The organism is Paenibacillus sp. OAS669 (assembly GCF_014873645.1).
In the GTDB taxonomy this organism is placed as follows: Bacteria; Bacillota; Bacilli; order Paenibacillales; family NBRC-103111; genus Paenibacillus_S; species Paenibacillus_S vulneris.
Genome location: NZ_JADBDR010000007.1, coordinates 55,636 through 71,147 on the forward strand (window position 1 = coordinate 55,636; position 15,512 = coordinate 71,147).

Here is a 15,512-nt window from a genome sequence, read left to right on the forward strand (position 1 = left end):
ACGGACCTTTCATTGCATCATAGAACAGTAACGCCCCTGTAAGACTTCTGCATGCAGCAGTCTAATAGGGGCGTTCGTCATTTCATACCCAGGCTGTAGAGGCACGTCCTCTGTCTCGCCAGGATGGAAATTACCCTTTGACAGAACCGACCAAAGCACCTTTGGCGAAATATTTTTGCAAGAAAGGATATACGATCAATATTGGGAGAGTCGATACCACGATAACGGCCATCTTGATCGTTTGCTCAGGCGGTTTGATGAAATCGTTACCCGTATCTGCAGCCAATCCGCTCGCCGCGATAACGATTTGACGCAGCAGAACCTGAATCGGCCATTTCGACGCATCATTAATGAACATAATGGCGTGGAAATAGGAGTTCCAGTAGTTTACCGCATAGAACAAAGAGATAGTGGCCAAGGATGGCAGGGACAAAGGCAGAACGATTTTGAACAAAATTCCGAAATCGCCGCAGCCGTCGATTTTGGCAGATTCCTCAATCCCATCCGGCAGTCCTTGGAAAAAGCTGCGCAGAATGATCAGATTGAACGCGCTGATTGCACTAGGCAAAATCATTGCCATGTAGCTGTCAATCAAACCCATAGCTTTCACGACAAGGAAGGATGGGATCAAGCCGCCGCTGAACAACATGGTGAATACGATCATCAGGTTAACGGTAGTACGGCCATCCAAGTCTCTTCTTGTCAGACCGTATGCCATGAGCGACGTCAGGAACATACTGATGATGGTACCGCCAACGGTAACGCCAATAGATACAGCCAATGCTTTAAAGAGTGTTCCCGTCGATAAAATATATTGATAAGCGCTCAGCGTAAATTCACTTGGAATCAATACGAACGGCTTGCGCGCCATCTCTTCCGCTGTAGTGAACGAGCCCATAACCACGTGAAGGAACGGCAGGAGCATGAGCAGCGAGACGATGACAAGGAGCGTAATATTGACAAAGTCGAATAAACGGCTGGCAAACGTTTTATCTTGAACCATTTTGATGCCTCCTTTGAAGTAACGGCTTAGTAGATTCCGTCCTCGCCGAATTTCTTAGCCAGCCAGTTGGAGAACATCACCAGAAGCAGGCCGATAACGGATTTGAACAAGCCGACAGCGGTACTGAAGCTGTATTGCCCTTGCTTCAAACCGGTTGTATAGACATAAGTATCAAGGATTTCTGCTACGTTCTTATTCATGGAGTTGAGCAGCAGATAAATATGCTCGAAGCTGGTATCCAGGACGTTACCAATTTTCAGAATCAATAGAACGATAACTACACTACGGATACTCGGAAGTGTGATATGCCAGATTTGACGAAAACGTCCGGCTCCATCCATCCGCGCCGCTTCATACAAGCCCGGGTCGATAGCCGCCATGGCCGCCAAGTAAACAATCGTTCCCCAGCCCGCTTCGCGCCAAATCACCTGAATGACATAAATCGGATTAAACCATTCCTCGCTCATGAGGAAATTGATCGGCTGTCCGCCGAAATAAGCAATCAGCTCGTTAATAAGACCGCCATCCATCGTCAGCATAACGAAGGAAATGGATACGACGATAACCCATGACAAGAAATGCGGGATATACACAATCGTTTGCACAACCCGCTTGAAATACGAACTGGCGACTTCATTAAGCATAAGTGCCAGCAAGATCGGTACGGGGAAATAAAATACGATATTGACGACAAAGACAACTAATGTGTTTTTGAATATATTCCAAAACTCCGAATCGGTGAACAATCGTTCGAAGTGCTTCAGTCCGACCCATTCACTGCCCATGATTCCCTTATAGGGCTGGTAATCCTGAAATGAAATCACCAGGCCGAACATAGGAATGTATTTAAAAATCAGAAAATAGAGAAAGCCCGGCAATATCATTAGATAAATATAACGGTTGCGAACGACACGTTTCCAGAGACCGCTTTGAGGCTTTGGAACAACTACGGGATTAGACTCAGCAGCCGTATTATTCATTACGTTCATTCCTTTCTATCGTTAGCAATCGGAAAATGCAATCGAGATAGGCTAAGGCTGCCGATCTGTTCCAGCAGCCTTTCGCCCTAAACCACCTCTTATGGGACCTTCTTATTTGCCACCAACGCTTTTATATTGTTCGTTAAATTCATCGATGATTTTTTGACCGCCATCGTTTTGCCATTTCTTGATAGCTGCTTGGTAACCGGCGTCATCAATTTTGCCCATAACATATTGGTACGTTGCGTCTTTGATCAGATCCTGCAGTCTTGCGCCTTTTTCGTTATACGTTTTGGAATCCAACGACACTGTAGGATCAGTAACCATGAATTTCGCAGCTGCGTTGGACAGGGTGTTTGCTTTCTCAGCAACCGGCAATGTGTAGAAAGAAGGCGTAATGTTCGTTGTTTCATACAGAGCCATGTTCAAGTAAGGTCTTACTTCTTTCTCTACAAGCTTGCTGTCCGTAGAAGGCAATACCTTGCCGTCCTTCATCGTGTAATGCTCGTTTTCCACACCGTATTTCAACAGGTTAGCAACTTCCGGCGAATAGAACTTATCCATGACGTTCAGGATGTTTTTCAGATCATTCTCGGTTTTAACGGAGGATTTAGGGAACAGAACAACGGTTCCGTAGCCTGGAAGTCCCCAAGTAATGTTTTTACCGGATTTATCCTTAATTTCGTTAACTACATCAAATTTCGCTTCAGGGATGTTTTTCTCTGTTTTCTCTTGCATTGTTTTTACATCGCCCATAGTTCCGATGTAGGCTCCGGCTCTGCCTGTGTACATCAGGTTCTGCTGGTCGGTTTTACTTGTTACAGGGAAGTCTTGGTTGATCAAGCCTTCGTCACGCAGCTTTTTGTAAAACTTCAGCGTATCCATGTAGCCTGGGGTCATAAATTCCGGTGTCAGCTTGCCGTCTTGAACTCCCCAGCCATTCGGAGTGCCGAAGTACATGGAGACGGTTTTGAACGAGCCGTAGATCAAATCGTTACGGTCAGCCAAAGGAATCGTCTTGCCGCCGCCCGCCAAATCGGCTTCTTTAAATTTCTTAAGCATGTTATACAAGTCATCGACGGTTTGCGGAGCCGGAATACCTAATTTATCCGCCCAGTCTTTACGATAGATCAAGCCGGAGCGAGCCGGTTGTCTTTCCTGGTACAGGGAGTAGATTTTGCCCCCGACTTCCGTGTTTTTCAAAACCTTTGGATCCAGATTCTTCAGATTCGGATAATCCTTCAAATAAGGACCTACTTCCCAGAATTGGCCGTTCTTGATTGCATCTCTCATCAAGATGAAGGAAGCCTGGTTTTTAAGGTAAACCACTTGCGGCAGGGAGCCTGTTGCAAACGCCGCTTGGAATTTCTCATCATAAGAACCATCCGGAACCCATTGAATATCAAGCTCGGAGTTTGTTTTTTGTTCCAGCAATTTTTCGATTTTATCGGATGGTACTTCCGGAGATTGCAGATCGGCCATCACCGTAATTTTAACCGGTCCATTATTGTTACCGTTCGAGTTTGATGCTGCGCCGTTAGAATCCGTACCTTTACTGCTGCTGCAGCCTGCAATGACGGAACCGGCAAGAGCAAGGGTACATACTGCACTGATCCATTTCAAATCTTTTGAAGATTTACTCATTTTCTCTTCCTCCCAATTTCATCACTATATGGTTCAAAGTTGTTCAAAAGGTTTGTACGTAACTGCTTGTTCTCTTTTCGAGTTATAATGTAACCCTTAATTCAGATTTCGTACATTATCCCTGACTCACATCTTATAAACCCAGTAACGGCGCGGGTTTGCGCCTATCTTATATGCAGAAATTAACCTGATATAGCCCCTATGTAATGACGAAATCTACACGCTGCCGGGGCTAAAGATAGTCTTGTTGAGGACCGCTTTCAAGTCTTTTGGGCCCATTCAGCACCCTTACATTCCTCCTACTAGAACAGGTACGTAGAACCAGGACGATCAGCAGGGTATGATCGAGAGGATATCCATTCCCCCAACATTTGGTAGTTAATAGACAAAAATCTCCACAAAGCGGGACCTGAACATCCCGGCTAAATTCATATTTTGCGGGAGAATCCCGATGATAAAAGTTTAAAAAACCCGCCAAGAAGAACTTGGCAGGTTACGCTAGCGTGACGTATATGGGTTATTCGACTTGCTTTTGCTATAGGATTCTTCGAACTCTTTAATGATCTGGGATCCGCCCCTGCTCTTCCAGATTTCAATTTCATTCCGGAAGCCGGCGGCATCAATCTTGCCGAGAATGTAGTTATAGGTTGCATTGGTCATGATAGAGGCTAATTCCGTCCCATGGGCATCGTAATATAGAGAAGACAAGCCTACGGTCGGATCATGAATCAAGATGTTATCGTTATCGGCGACAAGCTTATTCACCTGCTGAAGGATAGGCTCCTGGTCCGTTTCGCTCTGCTTCAGCAAATTCGGGTTGCTGATATTCGCAATCATAAGCGACAGCAAGGGACGAACCTCTGCATTCATGCGCTGGAACATATCCGGGGGAACGGCCACTTGTCCGTCCTTCAATACATAATGCCTTCCTTCCTGACCGTACAGCATCAGATTGGCAATATCCTTATTCATGGTCTTGTCAAAAAAAGCAAGAATCGCCTTCAAATCCTCCTGCGTCTTGATCGCTTTCTTGGAGAAAAGGAACAATCCGCTGTAATCCGGAATCGACCAGATCCCATACCCTTTGGGTCCTTGGATACGATTGACGAGCGCCATCTCGGCGTTAGAGTTCACCTGCTTCATCTCTTCAAGCATTCGCGGCGCATCAGATAGGCTGCCGATATAGACGCCTGCCTTCCCGCTGATCATCATATACCGCTGTACCTGCTTGCTGGCCACAGGGAAATCCTTGTTCATAATATTCTCGCTGTATAGTCGTTTCACAAAATTCATCGTATCCATATACTCCGGCGTTGCGAAGTCCGGAATAAAGGTACCCCCGGATAACAGCCAGTTATTCGGCGTCCCGAAATAGGAGCTTAAGGTCTTGAAAGCGCCGTACACCAAATCATTGCGGTCGGTCAATCCGATCGTATCCTGCTTCCCGTTGCCGTCCGGATCGTCCAGCGTGAACGCCTTGATGACCTGGTACAGCTCCTCGGTCGTGGACGGCTCTTTGAGATGCAGCCGGTCCAGCCAATCCTTGCGGATCATAATGCCCTGACGGGAAGAGGACCGTTCATTGTACAAGCCGTAATATTTGCCGTCGAGCTTCGTCTCGTCCAGCGTCTTCTTGCTTAGGTTTTTCAAATTCGGGTAGTAGTCCAAATAAGGGCCGATGTCCCAGAACATATCGGATCGTATGGAATTTTTGACCAAATTATAGTCGATCTGTCTGACATAGGTTACCTGCTTTAATGTATTCGTTTCCAGTGCATTCAGCATTTTGCTCGTATAAATATCATCCGGGACCCATTGAACGTTCAGTTCCACGCCCGTTTTTTGATTCAGCTCATTCATCAGCTCATCCGTAGGAGGCTTGGGCTGGAACAACGGCACCATCATACTGATAGGAGTGGGTACCGGCTTGTCCTTCTCCGACTCGGAGCTGCTTTGTCCCGAGGAACAGGAGCTAAGAAGCACGGCGGACAGAAGGGCGAGCGCAAGCAGTCGGATCCAACGCGGGGAATACCAGCGGTTCATTATGATTCCATCCTCCTTCCACCTCATTCTAACATTTCATTATACACGAAAAAAGTCGAAAAGCTGGCCTATCGTGACGAAATTTTGTTATATTTGTCATGAATACGCATTGATATAACAACTTTAACCTTGCTACAATTAGAATAGCGCTTTCCGGCCTGCTCTCGCAAACGTGAGGCGGTGTGGAAGAGGAACGGATAGATCAAGCTGAACGGCGGATCAAGCGCTGTGCTTATTTTACTATTACGAGGGGAGGTCGACCTATGAGAAAATACAGCTTTTTAACGAAAATGACGCTGTTCGGCTGTATTTTGTGTACGCTTCCCGTTATATTTATAGGATTTTTCTCCTATATGAAATCTTCCAAAGAAATTCAAAAGCAGGTCAACTCGGAGCAGCTCCAAATATTGACCCAAATGAACTCCAATGTAGAGCAGACACTGCAAACCGTCAATCATGCCCTGGACCAGCTGAACAACTCTACCGTAATGTCCGAGGCGCTGCGGCGTCCCTTAACCGAACAGGATTTCATGCTCTATAAGGATTTGCGCAAGGAAATCAGCAATACCCAGTCGTTCTATACGAATCTGGAGGATGTCGTTATCGTGAATCTGAAGCAAAACTGGATGCTCAAAAACTCCGGCTTTTACCGGATGGACCAGTACATCCATCGCTCCCAGATCGCCAATCAGATGATGCTTCCTAACTCGACATCCTGGGTGCTGAACCCGAGCCTTTGGTTTTACAGTGAAGAGAAGGCCAATGCGAGCACATGCCCTTATACGATCAGTCTTGTCCAGAAGCTGCCTACCCAGGACCTGGATAAATACGGACTGGCTATTGCCAATATTTCATCGTGTAATATGCCGGGTATCCTGAATTATAAGCCCCGGGAGTCGGAAACGGTGATGATCTTGGACGATCAGGACCGGGTTATTTACCATAATGATCCTTCCATGATCGGAAGGTATGCTATCAATACGGGCTTCATCAAAAATCCGGCGATCTTCGACAAGACCTCCGATCAATTCCAAACGGAGGTTAACGGGCAGAAATATACGGCAACCTATCTGCGGTCCTCCTACAACAACTGGATCTATATGTCGGCTATTTCCATAGATAGTCTCACCAAGGAATCCGTAAAAATACGGAATTATACTATTCTGATCAGCGTGATTGTCGTTCTGGTCTTTATGACCGTGGCCTGGATCTTCTCCCGGAGAATGTATAGCCCCATCCGGCGTATGATCAAGCAGATCCCTGTGAAGGATTCGAACATAAACGGACCGCGATTGAACGAATTCGACATTATCGGCCGGACGATGCAGGACCTGTCCTTGTCCAAAAGCCGATTGGAGCAGGAAACGCACCGGCATTATCAGCAAGCCAGGGACCTTTTTCTGATGAAGCTGTTTCAAGGAACGATGCGCCGTAAAGATATTATGGAGAAGATCGAGCAGCTCGGCTTCATTGAAAAGCTGAGCGACTGGAAGGTCATGTCCGTCATCACTATCCAGATCGATACGCTTGATAATACCTCCTATGAGAAGGACGATCTGGACCTGCTCCTGTTCGCCGTCAGCAACATTGCGGAGGAAACGATTCCAAAGGAATTCAGCCTTCCGCCGGCCACGATCGATCAAACTCTCGTTATCCTGGTCGGTCAGCAGGAACGTCATTCGGAGCAGTATAACAGCTGGATCTATTCCCTGACGGAGTCTTTACAGCAGATGATTCAAAATGTCCTGAAGCTGAAAATGAGCATCGGCATCAGCCTTCCGTTCGACGATCTGAAGCATACAAGCATCGCTTACCGGGAGGGACTGGAGGCGTTAAAGCACCGCATTCACCTGGGAGTCGGCGTTATCATTCATTATGCCAATATGAACGCGGGCAAGCACCAGATGAACTTGGATTATCCATGGCTGACAGAGAGCGAAATGTTCGATGCTATCCGCTTGGCGGACGAAGAGAAGGTCATGGAGCATTTCGAGCATTTGTTCCAGGTAATTTTCAAGCATGAGATGTCGCCGCAGGAATACCAGGTTCCCATTATGAGATTGCTGAATAATCTGCTTATCATGATTCAGGAGGCAGGTATTCGTCTTAACCAGCTCAATCCTGGAGGAGAATCGTTCTACGAAGAGCTGAATAAGCTGCACATCGGCAAGGAGATTGAGGAATGGTTCCTGTCGAGGCTTATTCTTCCTCTCATTCAAATCTTCCGCGAGCGGCTGGACTCGCAGTACCAGAGCATATCCGAGACGGTCCTCGACCGCATTCACAAGCAGTTCGATACCGATCTTACCATTGAGCAGTGTGCGGCGGACCTGCATTATAACGCGAACTATCTGAGCAGCGTGTTTCGCAAGGAAACCGGTCAAACCTTTAGCGAATACCTCACGGCCTTCCGCATCACCATGGCCAAGAAGTGGTTAATCGAAACCGATATGCCTATTAAAGATATCGCTCAAAGACTGCAGTATCAGCCGCAGAACTTCAACCGCTTTTTCCGTAAGCAAGAAGGGATGACACCGGGACAGTACCGGGAAAGCTTCCGCAAAAATCAGTCCTGATTTAGCTGCTGAATGCCTGTTGGCGAGCAGCAGCAAACGAAACAAGCTGACTTCACCACGAAGTCAGCTTATTTCTTTATCTTATGATTACCGGAGGCCGTGCGTCAGTCCGATCATGGTCAGCAGCCCTGCTATGAAGGCAAAGGTTGCCGGCCGCTCATGCCCGTCGCCATGGCTTTCGGGGATCAGCTCCTTGTACACGACATAAAGCATCGCACCGGCTGCAAAAGCAAGCCCATAGGGGACAACTCCACTAATCCGCGAAGTAAAATGAAACCCTGCGAAGCAAGCGGCCAGCTCAATGACGGCCGTCCCGGCCGCTAGCCAAACCGCCTTCCATTTACTGACCTGGTGGGAGATGAGGAAGAAGGAGATTAAGAAGCCCTCGGGCACATTTTGCAGTCCAATGGCAAATGAAACGAGAGGGCCCAAATCCGTATGCTCGCTGGCATAGCTGACACCTACGGAGAGGCCTTCCGGCAAGTTGTGCAGCCCCATGGCAAGCAAAAAGAAGAGCGATTTATCCTGCATGGCCTGCTTATTCGAAAAACGCATCGATTCCGAGGACGGAATCGCCTTCTCCATAAGAGTAAGCACCGCAGTCCCGGCCAGAATGCCGGCGGCAAGCACTGCGAGATTGGAAAGCTTCAGCGCGGAAGGGATAAGGCTGTATGTCGAAGCAGCCACCATAATACCCGCGGTATAAGCCAGAAGACTATCTCTTCTGCGATGCGATACGTGCTTGAACAGAAGCGCGGGAATCGCTCCAATCACCGTACATAAAGAGGCTATAATCCCGCTTAGCGCCATGTGTTCCATCCGAACCAACTCCATATGAGACTATCAAGCCCTTATCATCATATGTACAAGCTCGAAAAAAAGAACAGGTATCCGTTGTAGTCCTCTCATCTGCACTCCGGAAACGCCTCGATCCTCCTTCAACTGTCTCCACAATTAAAGAAGGGATCCCCTTATGGAGATCCCTGAAATAACTATATAATCATCTTCTCATAGTATCCGCAAATCAGCGGAAATCCTTCGGAATACGACGGGCTACGCCGGTTTGAATGGCCGCTTCAATCACGGCATGACGCACGTTGGTCACCACATGCTCATTGAAAATACTCGGAATGACATACAACTCATTCAGCTCCGCATCACTTACTACCGAAGCGATAGCGCGGGCAGCGGCCAGCTTCATCTCTTCGTTGATTCGGCGGGCGCGGCAGTCAAGCGCTCCGCGGAAAATGCCCGGGAAGCAAAGCACGTTGTTGATTTGGTTCGGGTAATCGCTTCTTCCCGTTCCCATAACACGCACATACGGCTGCGCTATTTCCGGATCGATCTCAGGCTGCGGGTTTGCCATAGCAAACACGATAGGATCTTGGGCCATCGATTGTACGTATTCGACCTTCAGCAATCCTGCGCGGGATACGCCGATAAATACGTCCGCTCCCTGAATTACCTCCGCCAGGGATCCCGGCTGCGATTCAACCTGCGGCTGCTGGGCAAGCCACTGCCACATAGGCTGCTCGTACGTTCCGCCTTGGACAATCGCTCCGTCACGATCAACCGGTACCAGTCGGTTTACGCCGGCGGCCAGCAGCATCTTGCAGATGGATACTCCCGCAGCGCCGATGCCGTTAACGACCACGCGGACGGACTCAATCGGTTTGCCCACCACTCTTAGGGCGTTAAGCAGGCCCGCCATTACAACGACCGCCGTACCATGCTGGTCATCGTGGAATACCGGGATATCCAGCTCCTCTGCCAAGCGGGATTCAATCTCGAAGCAGCGAGGAGAGCTGATGTCCTCCAGATTAATTCCACCGAAGATCGGGCTGATCGCTTTCACGGTCCGGATAATTTCCTCCGTATCCTTGGTATCCAAGCAAATCGGGAAGGCATCAACCCCCGCAAGCTGCTTGAACAGCATCGCTTTCCCTTCCATCACCGGCGCTGCCGCTTCCGGTCCGATATCTCCCAGACCCAGCACGGCCGTACCGTCCGAAATCACGGCTACCGTATTCCGTTTGATCGTAAGGGAGTACGCTTTATTCGGATCCTCATGAATTGCCGTACATACACGAGCTACACCCGGAGTGTAGACACGGGACAAGTCATCGCGGTTCTTGATCGGCATGTTTGGAGTCATCGAAATTTTGCCGCCCAGGTGCGCCAGGAACGTCCGGTCGGATACGTTGATCAGCTTGATGCCAGGCAGCTCTTTGATCCCCTGAACAACTTGCGCTTCCGCCGAGTCTTGAACATCGACCGTGATATCCCGGATCGAGGACTCCTTCCCGACACGGATAACGTCGATAGATGTCACGTCTCCCCCTGCACGGCTTATGGCTGCCGCCACGTCACCGAAGGTGACTTCGCCATGAGTTAGCTCCACACGCAAAATAATACTTGTATTTGCCATAAAGAATACCTCCTTGAGTTCTATATTATGAACTTATTTCTATATACTGAATTTCAATATTTCAAATCATATCATGTAAGCTTTTATTTGTGCAATATGAATTTTATCCGCTTTCATTTGAATTCCCGGAATGATGGGGCTCCAGCACCTAGCGAACCGCTTTTCTCAGCATCTCCTCGTCCATAGCTCCCTGATGCTTTTTGCGGATAATCCCCTGTTCATCCAACACGTACGTTGCCGGATAGGCCGAGACCTGATACGTTTTTCCCACTTGCCCGTCCGAATCCAGCACTAAAGGAAACGTAAGTCCCCAATGCTTCCGAAACGATTCCACCACTACCCGGCTGACCTCGGTATGCGTCGCATCGACGGATAGGATGACGACATTGTTATCACGGTTCTCGCTATAAAATGTTTGCATTACCGGCATCTCTACTCTGCAAGGAGGACACCAGGTGGCCCAAAAGTTGATGAGCACCTTTTTTCCTCTAAAGTCCGACAGCTTCACCTTCTCGCCCTCGAGCGTCATCAATTCAAAATCGGGAGCCGTCTGACCGATCCCAATGCCGATCTCATCCGATGCCTGGCTCTGCAAGCCGGATTTATCCCAGGTGTTCGCGGCTACGGCGCTGAACAAGGCATGTACCAGAACGAAGGAGAAGAATAAAGTCTGCATCCTTCTGCGCCCCGCTTGAGGCTCTCTCATCCAGCCGATAACCACGGCGCCTATGCCGAGCAAGGCAATAATGGCGTTCGTCGTCACATTCCCCTCTAAGAATGCGATGTCCAATATGCGGTATACTGTATACCCTGATAGGATGGAGATAAGCCATGAATCTATATAAACGGCAAGATTAGGCGACGAGCGGTCTTTATACCCCACATAACAGACAGTAAGCACGGTCGCCAGCCAAGCGCCTCTCACACCGCCGCTAAAATAGATCAGCCTCATCGGGTCGCTCCACACGCTCTGCGCCTGAAATAGAATGACGCTCAGCTTCCAAATCAAAAACCAGAGCAGTATCGCTTCAAAAGGTCTGTCATAACCTGTTCCTGCGGGCAAAGCGCCTCTCAGCCTAAGCTTCATTACAGCATAAGCTGCAATGACCGCAGCGATAACGGCAAGAACTTGTCCTGACATGACCAGCGGTCCTAACGTCCATGTATTCACAATGCGCTGCCTCCTCACCCTAGCCTATTTTTTATTGTGTATCGGATGAGTGGGCATGTCAAATCACTACTTTTTTCACACCATATAGAACTCTCTTATAAGGGTTCATTTGGAGAAGCGGTTTTAGGAGCCTCTCAGCCCCATGGAAAGGGTGAAAGGCGTTAAAATCAAGGCTCTATGGATTATATTCGACGCCGCTTTCGCCCGTTTGCACTCTCAAGCGCTTCCCCAACATTTGGACCACCTTCCACTTGAATCCTACCGACAATCCACTCTTATAATCATTAGCCCGGCTTGCTGCGCCTCACTCTTGTCGATGTTCTACGTTCAAGAAGCTGTCATGACAGACTGAATATTCTATACCCTCGTATGGTATAATAGGAATTAAATCATTTTGCTCTAAACGGAGGTAAGTCCGAATGAAATTCCCTTATTGGATTCCGCTTTCCGGAGTCGTTGCACTGTCAGTTCTCCTATCCGCATGCGGCACGTCTTCCGGCAAAACAACGACAGCCATGGCTCCTCATTCTGCTCACCAGCAGCACGCCCCTAACGGCGACCTTCAGGAAACGACCTCCGGCATCACTCAGCTCCCTACCTTCCTGGATAAGCAGCGGCCCGAAATCAAACAAGCCTACCAAGTGGCAGCTTCGGTCGCCGATCTCCTGCAGTGGATTCCGTGCTATTGCGGATGCGGGGAAAGCGCGGGGCATACCAGCAACAAAAATTGCTTTATTAAGGAAATAAAGCAGGACGGCAGCGTCGTATGGGACGATCACGGAACTCGCTGCGGAGTATGTCTGGAAATTGCCGTAACGTCGGCAAGAATGAAACAGGACGGCAAATCGGCCAAAGAAATCCGCACCTACATCGATCAAAAATATCAGAAGGGCTACGCCAAGCCTACCGATACGCCGATGCCGGCATAAATGAAAAAACGAACGAGGGCCAAGCCCTCGTTCGCTCTTTTTTTGCGGCAGCGTCACAATCGGATAGAGAGAATATTGGAAAGCGGGATGTAAAAGCTGTTGCCGGCAGTGGATACGACCTGGATATTGCCGCCCGTTACCCCTTGAAATTTTCCTGTTACCGAAGTACTGTCGTAAAACACTCTGATCGTTTGCCCGAGAGATAATCTAGCAACGATAGCGGCAATTGCAGCAGAATTACTAGAAGAAGACCGACTGCTCATATAACCACCTCCTTTTTCTGCGGGAGATGGTATAGTATATGATTTCTATGAAACTATGACTAGATTCATATACACGGATAACAATCCATTTTATAGAATCCGTTCTGATAGATGATGCGGCCTGTCCATAGAAAACCATGATTGGGCCTTACTAAAGTCGGCTTGTCTGCAAAAGGCAGGAATAGAGCGGGATGCTCCCCTGTATTTCTTTGCTTTGCTACACTGAGCTTGGCAGCCTTACGGTCACCGTAGTTCCCTCTCCCTCCTTGCTGCTCACCTGGATTGTCCCTTTGTGCATCGATACAATTTTGCGCACCAAGGATAGTCCCAAGCCGCTGCCTTCTGTAGCTCCTGTTCGTGACCGGTCCGCCTTGTAGAACTGGTGAAAAATCATCGAAAGCTCCGCTTCCGGGATACCGATACCCGTATCAGCGATAATCACCTTGACCTGATGCACCTCGGCGGCCGCCCGGACCCGAATCGTTCCTCCCTCCGGCGTAAATTTGATACTGTTGCCGAGCAAATTAATCCATACCTGCTTCATTAAATCCTCATCCGCCGCTAGGATCGTTTTAGGTAAATTGAGCTCCAGGTTAAGCCTCTTGGCACTCCACAGGGGTTCGCAAACGACCACTACGTGGCGTATTTGCTCATCAAGCCGGTAAGTCGCTTTCTGGAACGGATGATGCTTTGATTCCAGCGACGCCAGCTTCAGCAGATTATCGCTTAGACGGGATAGCCTCTCGCTTTCGGATTGAATGATATCCAGATAGTACATTCGCTCCGCGGCGGGCATGGCACTGCTCTTCAATGCTTTGGTAAAACCGATGATGGAGGTCAGCGGAGACTGGATCTCATGCGAGACATTCGAAACGAAATCCTGCCTCATTTGCTCCAGCTGCTTGAGCTCATTCGTCATTTCATCAAAGCTCTGGGTCAAGATACCGATCTCATCGTTGCGCTTCAAGCTCATCTGAACGTTAAAATTTCCTTTGGCCAGCTCCCTTGTCGCCTTTGTCAGCATATTCAACGGCTTGACCAAATACCGGGCGGCAACTACCATGACAAGTCCACCCAATATCAGCACGATCAGGAGATTAAGCTGTATGGTTCTTTTGATGCTCTGACTTATCGTCAGATAGTTCGGCTGAATAAACAAGGCAAACGTGTCTGTTCCTCGCTTTACCTGAAAGCCCATAAGCCACGCAGGAAGCTCATGATTCCGGTTATCCATAAACTCCAGGTATGAGCCCCCGGATAACACCTGCCCTACTTGGTCGTCCGATACTGTAAAAGCCAGGCTCGAACTCACCTGCCTATTGCCGGATGCATCATAGATTGCGATATAGGAGGACTTCATGTCCGCGAACCGCTGCAGAATCAAGTCCCAACGCCCTGGATCGGATTCCCGCAAAATCTCCATAATTCCTTCTGCCGAACGGCTCGTATCGTCCCTTATCCAATCGTGCATCTGCTTCTCGAACATCCGGTTGGTCACGAGAAGAGAGCCTACCAGCCCAATCATCACCGCCACGATAAAGGCTACAACGACCCGGGTGTACAGGGATTTGATCATTCCTCCATCTCCAATCGGTAGCCAAGCCCGCGGATAGTGCTGATTTTGAAGGAAGTCTCCTTATCGTGGAACCGTTCCCGCAATCTTTTGATATGGACGTCTACCGTCCTCTCATCGCCTTCATAGTCAATGCCCCAAATCTGCTGGATTAACTGTTCTCGGGTGAAGATTTGCCCGGGATAGCTGGCCAGTTTGAACAGCAGCTCGAACTCCTTTAGGGGAAGGATGAACGATTCCTGTCCTATCTTCATTTCATGCGCGGAGTGATCCAGTACCACATTGCCAATCTGCACGACATGGGAGGCTGCGATTTTATAGCGCTTCAGCAGCGCTCTAACGCGAATTACAAGCTCTATAGGATCAAAGGGCTTCACGAGATAGTCATCCGTCCCCAGCTCGAATCCCTTCACCTTCTGCCCGGTTTCCCCTTTTGCCGTTACCATAAGAACGGGGATGTCGTAATGCTGCTTGATTTCCCTGCACAGCTCCCAGCCATCCATCTCAGGCATCATAATATCGAGAACGACCAGATCCATTCGCTCCGCCTCCAACAGAGCCAGCGCTTCCTTCCCGTTATAAGCCTCGCGCGCGACCCAGCCTTCTCTCTCCAGAAATAAGGTCATCAGCTTGACGATATGCCGATCATCATCCACAACCAGTATATTAGCCATCACCGATTCCCCCCAGAATGGTATGTAATGACCTTAGTATAACCAGGTTTCCAGAACGGATGACTGAAGGCAAAAAAAAGACTTCGTTCATTGAACGAAGTCTGAGTATCGTGAAACCAGAAGAGCTTGAAATGCTGCTAGTACACTCCGGTGGAATATTCCCCTCCGGCCGCTGTTGTTCTCGGGAATTATGATTATATTCTTGTAGCGGAAATTTCCCGATAACAA

The 15,512-nt window shown here is 48.7% G+C and carries 12 protein-coding genes; 2 read left to right on the forward strand and 10 right to left on the reverse strand.

Going from position 1 to position 15,512, the window contains the following annotated elements; genetic code table 11:
* Window positions 1–130 precede the first annotated feature (130 nt).
* The 4 genes from GGC63_RS16720 to GGC63_RS16735 all read right to left on the reverse strand — a co-directional run bounded on the left by GGC63_RS16720 (window position 131) and on the right by GGC63_RS16735 (window position 5,670).
* Window positions 131–1,003, reverse strand: coding sequence for a carbohydrate ABC transporter permease (locus GGC63_RS16720; RefSeq protein WP_079913633.1), 873 nt, complete (start codon window positions 1,001–1,003; stop codon window positions 131–133).
* 26 nt (window positions 1,004–1,029) lie between these two features.
* On the reverse strand, window positions 1,030–1,983 hold the full coding sequence (locus tag GGC63_RS16725; protein WP_079913634.1) for an ABC transporter permease: 954 nt from the start codon (window positions 1,981–1,983) through the stop codon (window positions 1,030–1,032).
* Between the two features lie 111 nt (window positions 1,984–2,094).
* Window positions 2,095–3,627, reverse strand: a complete 1,533-nt coding sequence (locus tag GGC63_RS16730; RefSeq protein ID WP_192703261.1) for an extracellular solute-binding protein — start codon at window positions 3,625–3,627, stop codon at window positions 2,095–2,097.
* Window positions 3,628–4,125: 498 nt separating this feature from the next.
* Window positions 4,126–5,670 (reverse strand): extracellular solute-binding protein, encoded by a 1,545-nt coding sequence (locus GGC63_RS16735; RefSeq protein ID WP_192703262.1) that lies wholly within the window; start codon window positions 5,668–5,670, stop codon window positions 4,126–4,128.
* Window positions 5,671–5,933: 263 nt separating this feature from the next.
* Here GGC63_RS16735 and GGC63_RS16740 point away from each other — a divergent pair, with 263 nt between their 5' ends.
* The gene (locus tag GGC63_RS16740) at window positions 5,934–8,246 is read left to right on the forward strand and encodes a helix-turn-helix domain-containing protein (protein WP_192703263.1); all 2,313 of its coding nucleotides are present in this window, start codon (window positions 5,934–5,936) and stop codon (window positions 8,244–8,246) included.
* Between the two features lie 87 nt (window positions 8,247–8,333).
* Here GGC63_RS16740 and GGC63_RS16745 read toward each other — a convergent pair whose 3' ends face one another.
* The 3 genes from GGC63_RS16745 to GGC63_RS35140 all read right to left on the reverse strand — a co-directional run bounded on the left by GGC63_RS16745 (window position 8,334) and on the right by GGC63_RS35140 (window position 11,845).
* The gene (locus GGC63_RS16745; protein ID WP_192703264.1) at window positions 8,334–9,065 is read right to left on the reverse strand and encodes a ZIP family metal transporter; all 732 of its coding nucleotides are present in this window, start codon (window positions 9,063–9,065) and stop codon (window positions 8,334–8,336) included.
* 205 nt (window positions 9,066–9,270) lie between these two features.
* A complete protein-coding gene (locus GGC63_RS16750; protein WP_192703265.1) occupies window positions 9,271–10,674 on the reverse strand; it encodes an NAD-dependent malic enzyme in 1,404 nt (467 codons plus the stop codon).
* 148 nt (window positions 10,675–10,822) lie between these two features.
* A complete protein-coding gene (locus GGC63_RS35140; protein WP_192703266.1) occupies window positions 10,823–11,845 on the reverse strand; it encodes a redoxin domain-containing protein in 1,023 nt (340 codons plus the stop codon).
* A 419-nt stretch (window positions 11,846–12,264) separates the two neighbouring features.
* Here GGC63_RS35140 and GGC63_RS16760 point away from each other — a divergent pair, with 419 nt between their 5' ends.
* Window positions 12,265–12,774, forward strand: coding sequence for a PCYCGC motif-containing (lipo)protein (locus GGC63_RS16760; RefSeq protein WP_079913641.1), 510 nt, complete (start codon window positions 12,265–12,267; stop codon window positions 12,772–12,774).
* Between the two features lie 53 nt (window positions 12,775–12,827).
* Here GGC63_RS16760 and GGC63_RS16765 read toward each other — a convergent pair whose 3' ends face one another.
* The 3 genes from GGC63_RS16765 to GGC63_RS16775 form a co-directional block, all read right to left on the reverse strand.
* Window positions 12,828–13,037 (reverse strand): hypothetical protein, encoded by a 210-nt coding sequence (locus GGC63_RS16765; protein ID WP_192703267.1) that lies wholly within the window; start codon window positions 13,035–13,037, stop codon window positions 12,828–12,830.
* Window positions 13,038–13,254: 217 nt separating this feature from the next.
* A complete protein-coding gene (locus GGC63_RS16770) occupies window positions 13,255–14,613 on the reverse strand; it encodes a sensor histidine kinase (RefSeq protein WP_192703268.1) in 1,359 nt (452 codons plus the stop codon).
* A complete protein-coding gene (locus GGC63_RS16775) occupies window positions 14,610–15,284 on the reverse strand; it encodes a response regulator transcription factor (protein WP_192703269.1) in 675 nt (224 codons plus the stop codon). The genes GGC63_RS16770 and GGC63_RS16775 overlap by 4 nt, the downstream gene beginning before the upstream one ends.
* Window positions 15,285–15,512 lie beyond the last annotated feature (228 nt).

Excerpts from the sequence above, each read along its gene's own strand:
- GGC63_RS16720 (WP_079913633.1), bottom strand. The coding sequence starts at position 1,003 with ATGGTTCAAGATAAAACGTTTGCCAGCCGTTTATTCGACTTTGTCAAT.
- GGC63_RS16725 (WP_079913634.1), bottom strand. The coding sequence starts at position 1,983 with ATGAATAATACGGCTGCTGAGTCTAATCCCGTAGTTGTTCCAAAGCCT.
- GGC63_RS16730 (WP_192703261.1), bottom strand. The coding sequence starts at position 3,627 with ATGAGTAAATCTTCAAAAGATTTGAAATGGATCAGTGCAGTATGTACC.
- GGC63_RS16735 (WP_192703262.1), bottom strand. The coding sequence starts at position 5,670 with ATGAACCGCTGGTATTCCCCGCGTTGGATCCGACTGCTTGCGCTCGCC.
- GGC63_RS16740 (WP_192703263.1), top strand. The coding sequence starts at position 5,934 with ATGAGAAAATACAGCTTTTTAACGAAAATGACGCTGTTCGGCTGTATT.
- GGC63_RS16745 (WP_192703264.1), bottom strand. The coding sequence starts at position 9,065 with ATGGAACACATGGCGCTAAGCGGGATTATAGCCTCTTTATGTACGGTG.
- GGC63_RS16750 (WP_192703265.1), bottom strand. The coding sequence starts at position 10,674 with ATGGCAAATACAAGTATTATTTTGCGTGTGGAGCTAACTCATGGCGAA.
- GGC63_RS16760 (WP_079913641.1), top strand. The coding sequence starts at position 12,265 with ATGAAATTCCCTTATTGGATTCCGCTTTCCGGAGTCGTTGCACTGTCA.
- GGC63_RS16765 (WP_192703267.1), bottom strand. The coding sequence starts at position 13,037 with ATGAGCAGTCGGTCTTCTTCTAGTAATTCTGCTGCAATTGCCGCTATC.
- GGC63_RS16770 (WP_192703268.1), bottom strand. The coding sequence starts at position 14,613 with ATGATCAAATCCCTGTACACCCGGGTCGTTGTAGCCTTTATCGTGGCG.
- GGC63_RS16775 (WP_192703269.1), bottom strand. The coding sequence starts at position 15,284 with ATGGCTAATATACTGGTTGTGGATGATGATCGGCATATCGTCAAGCTG.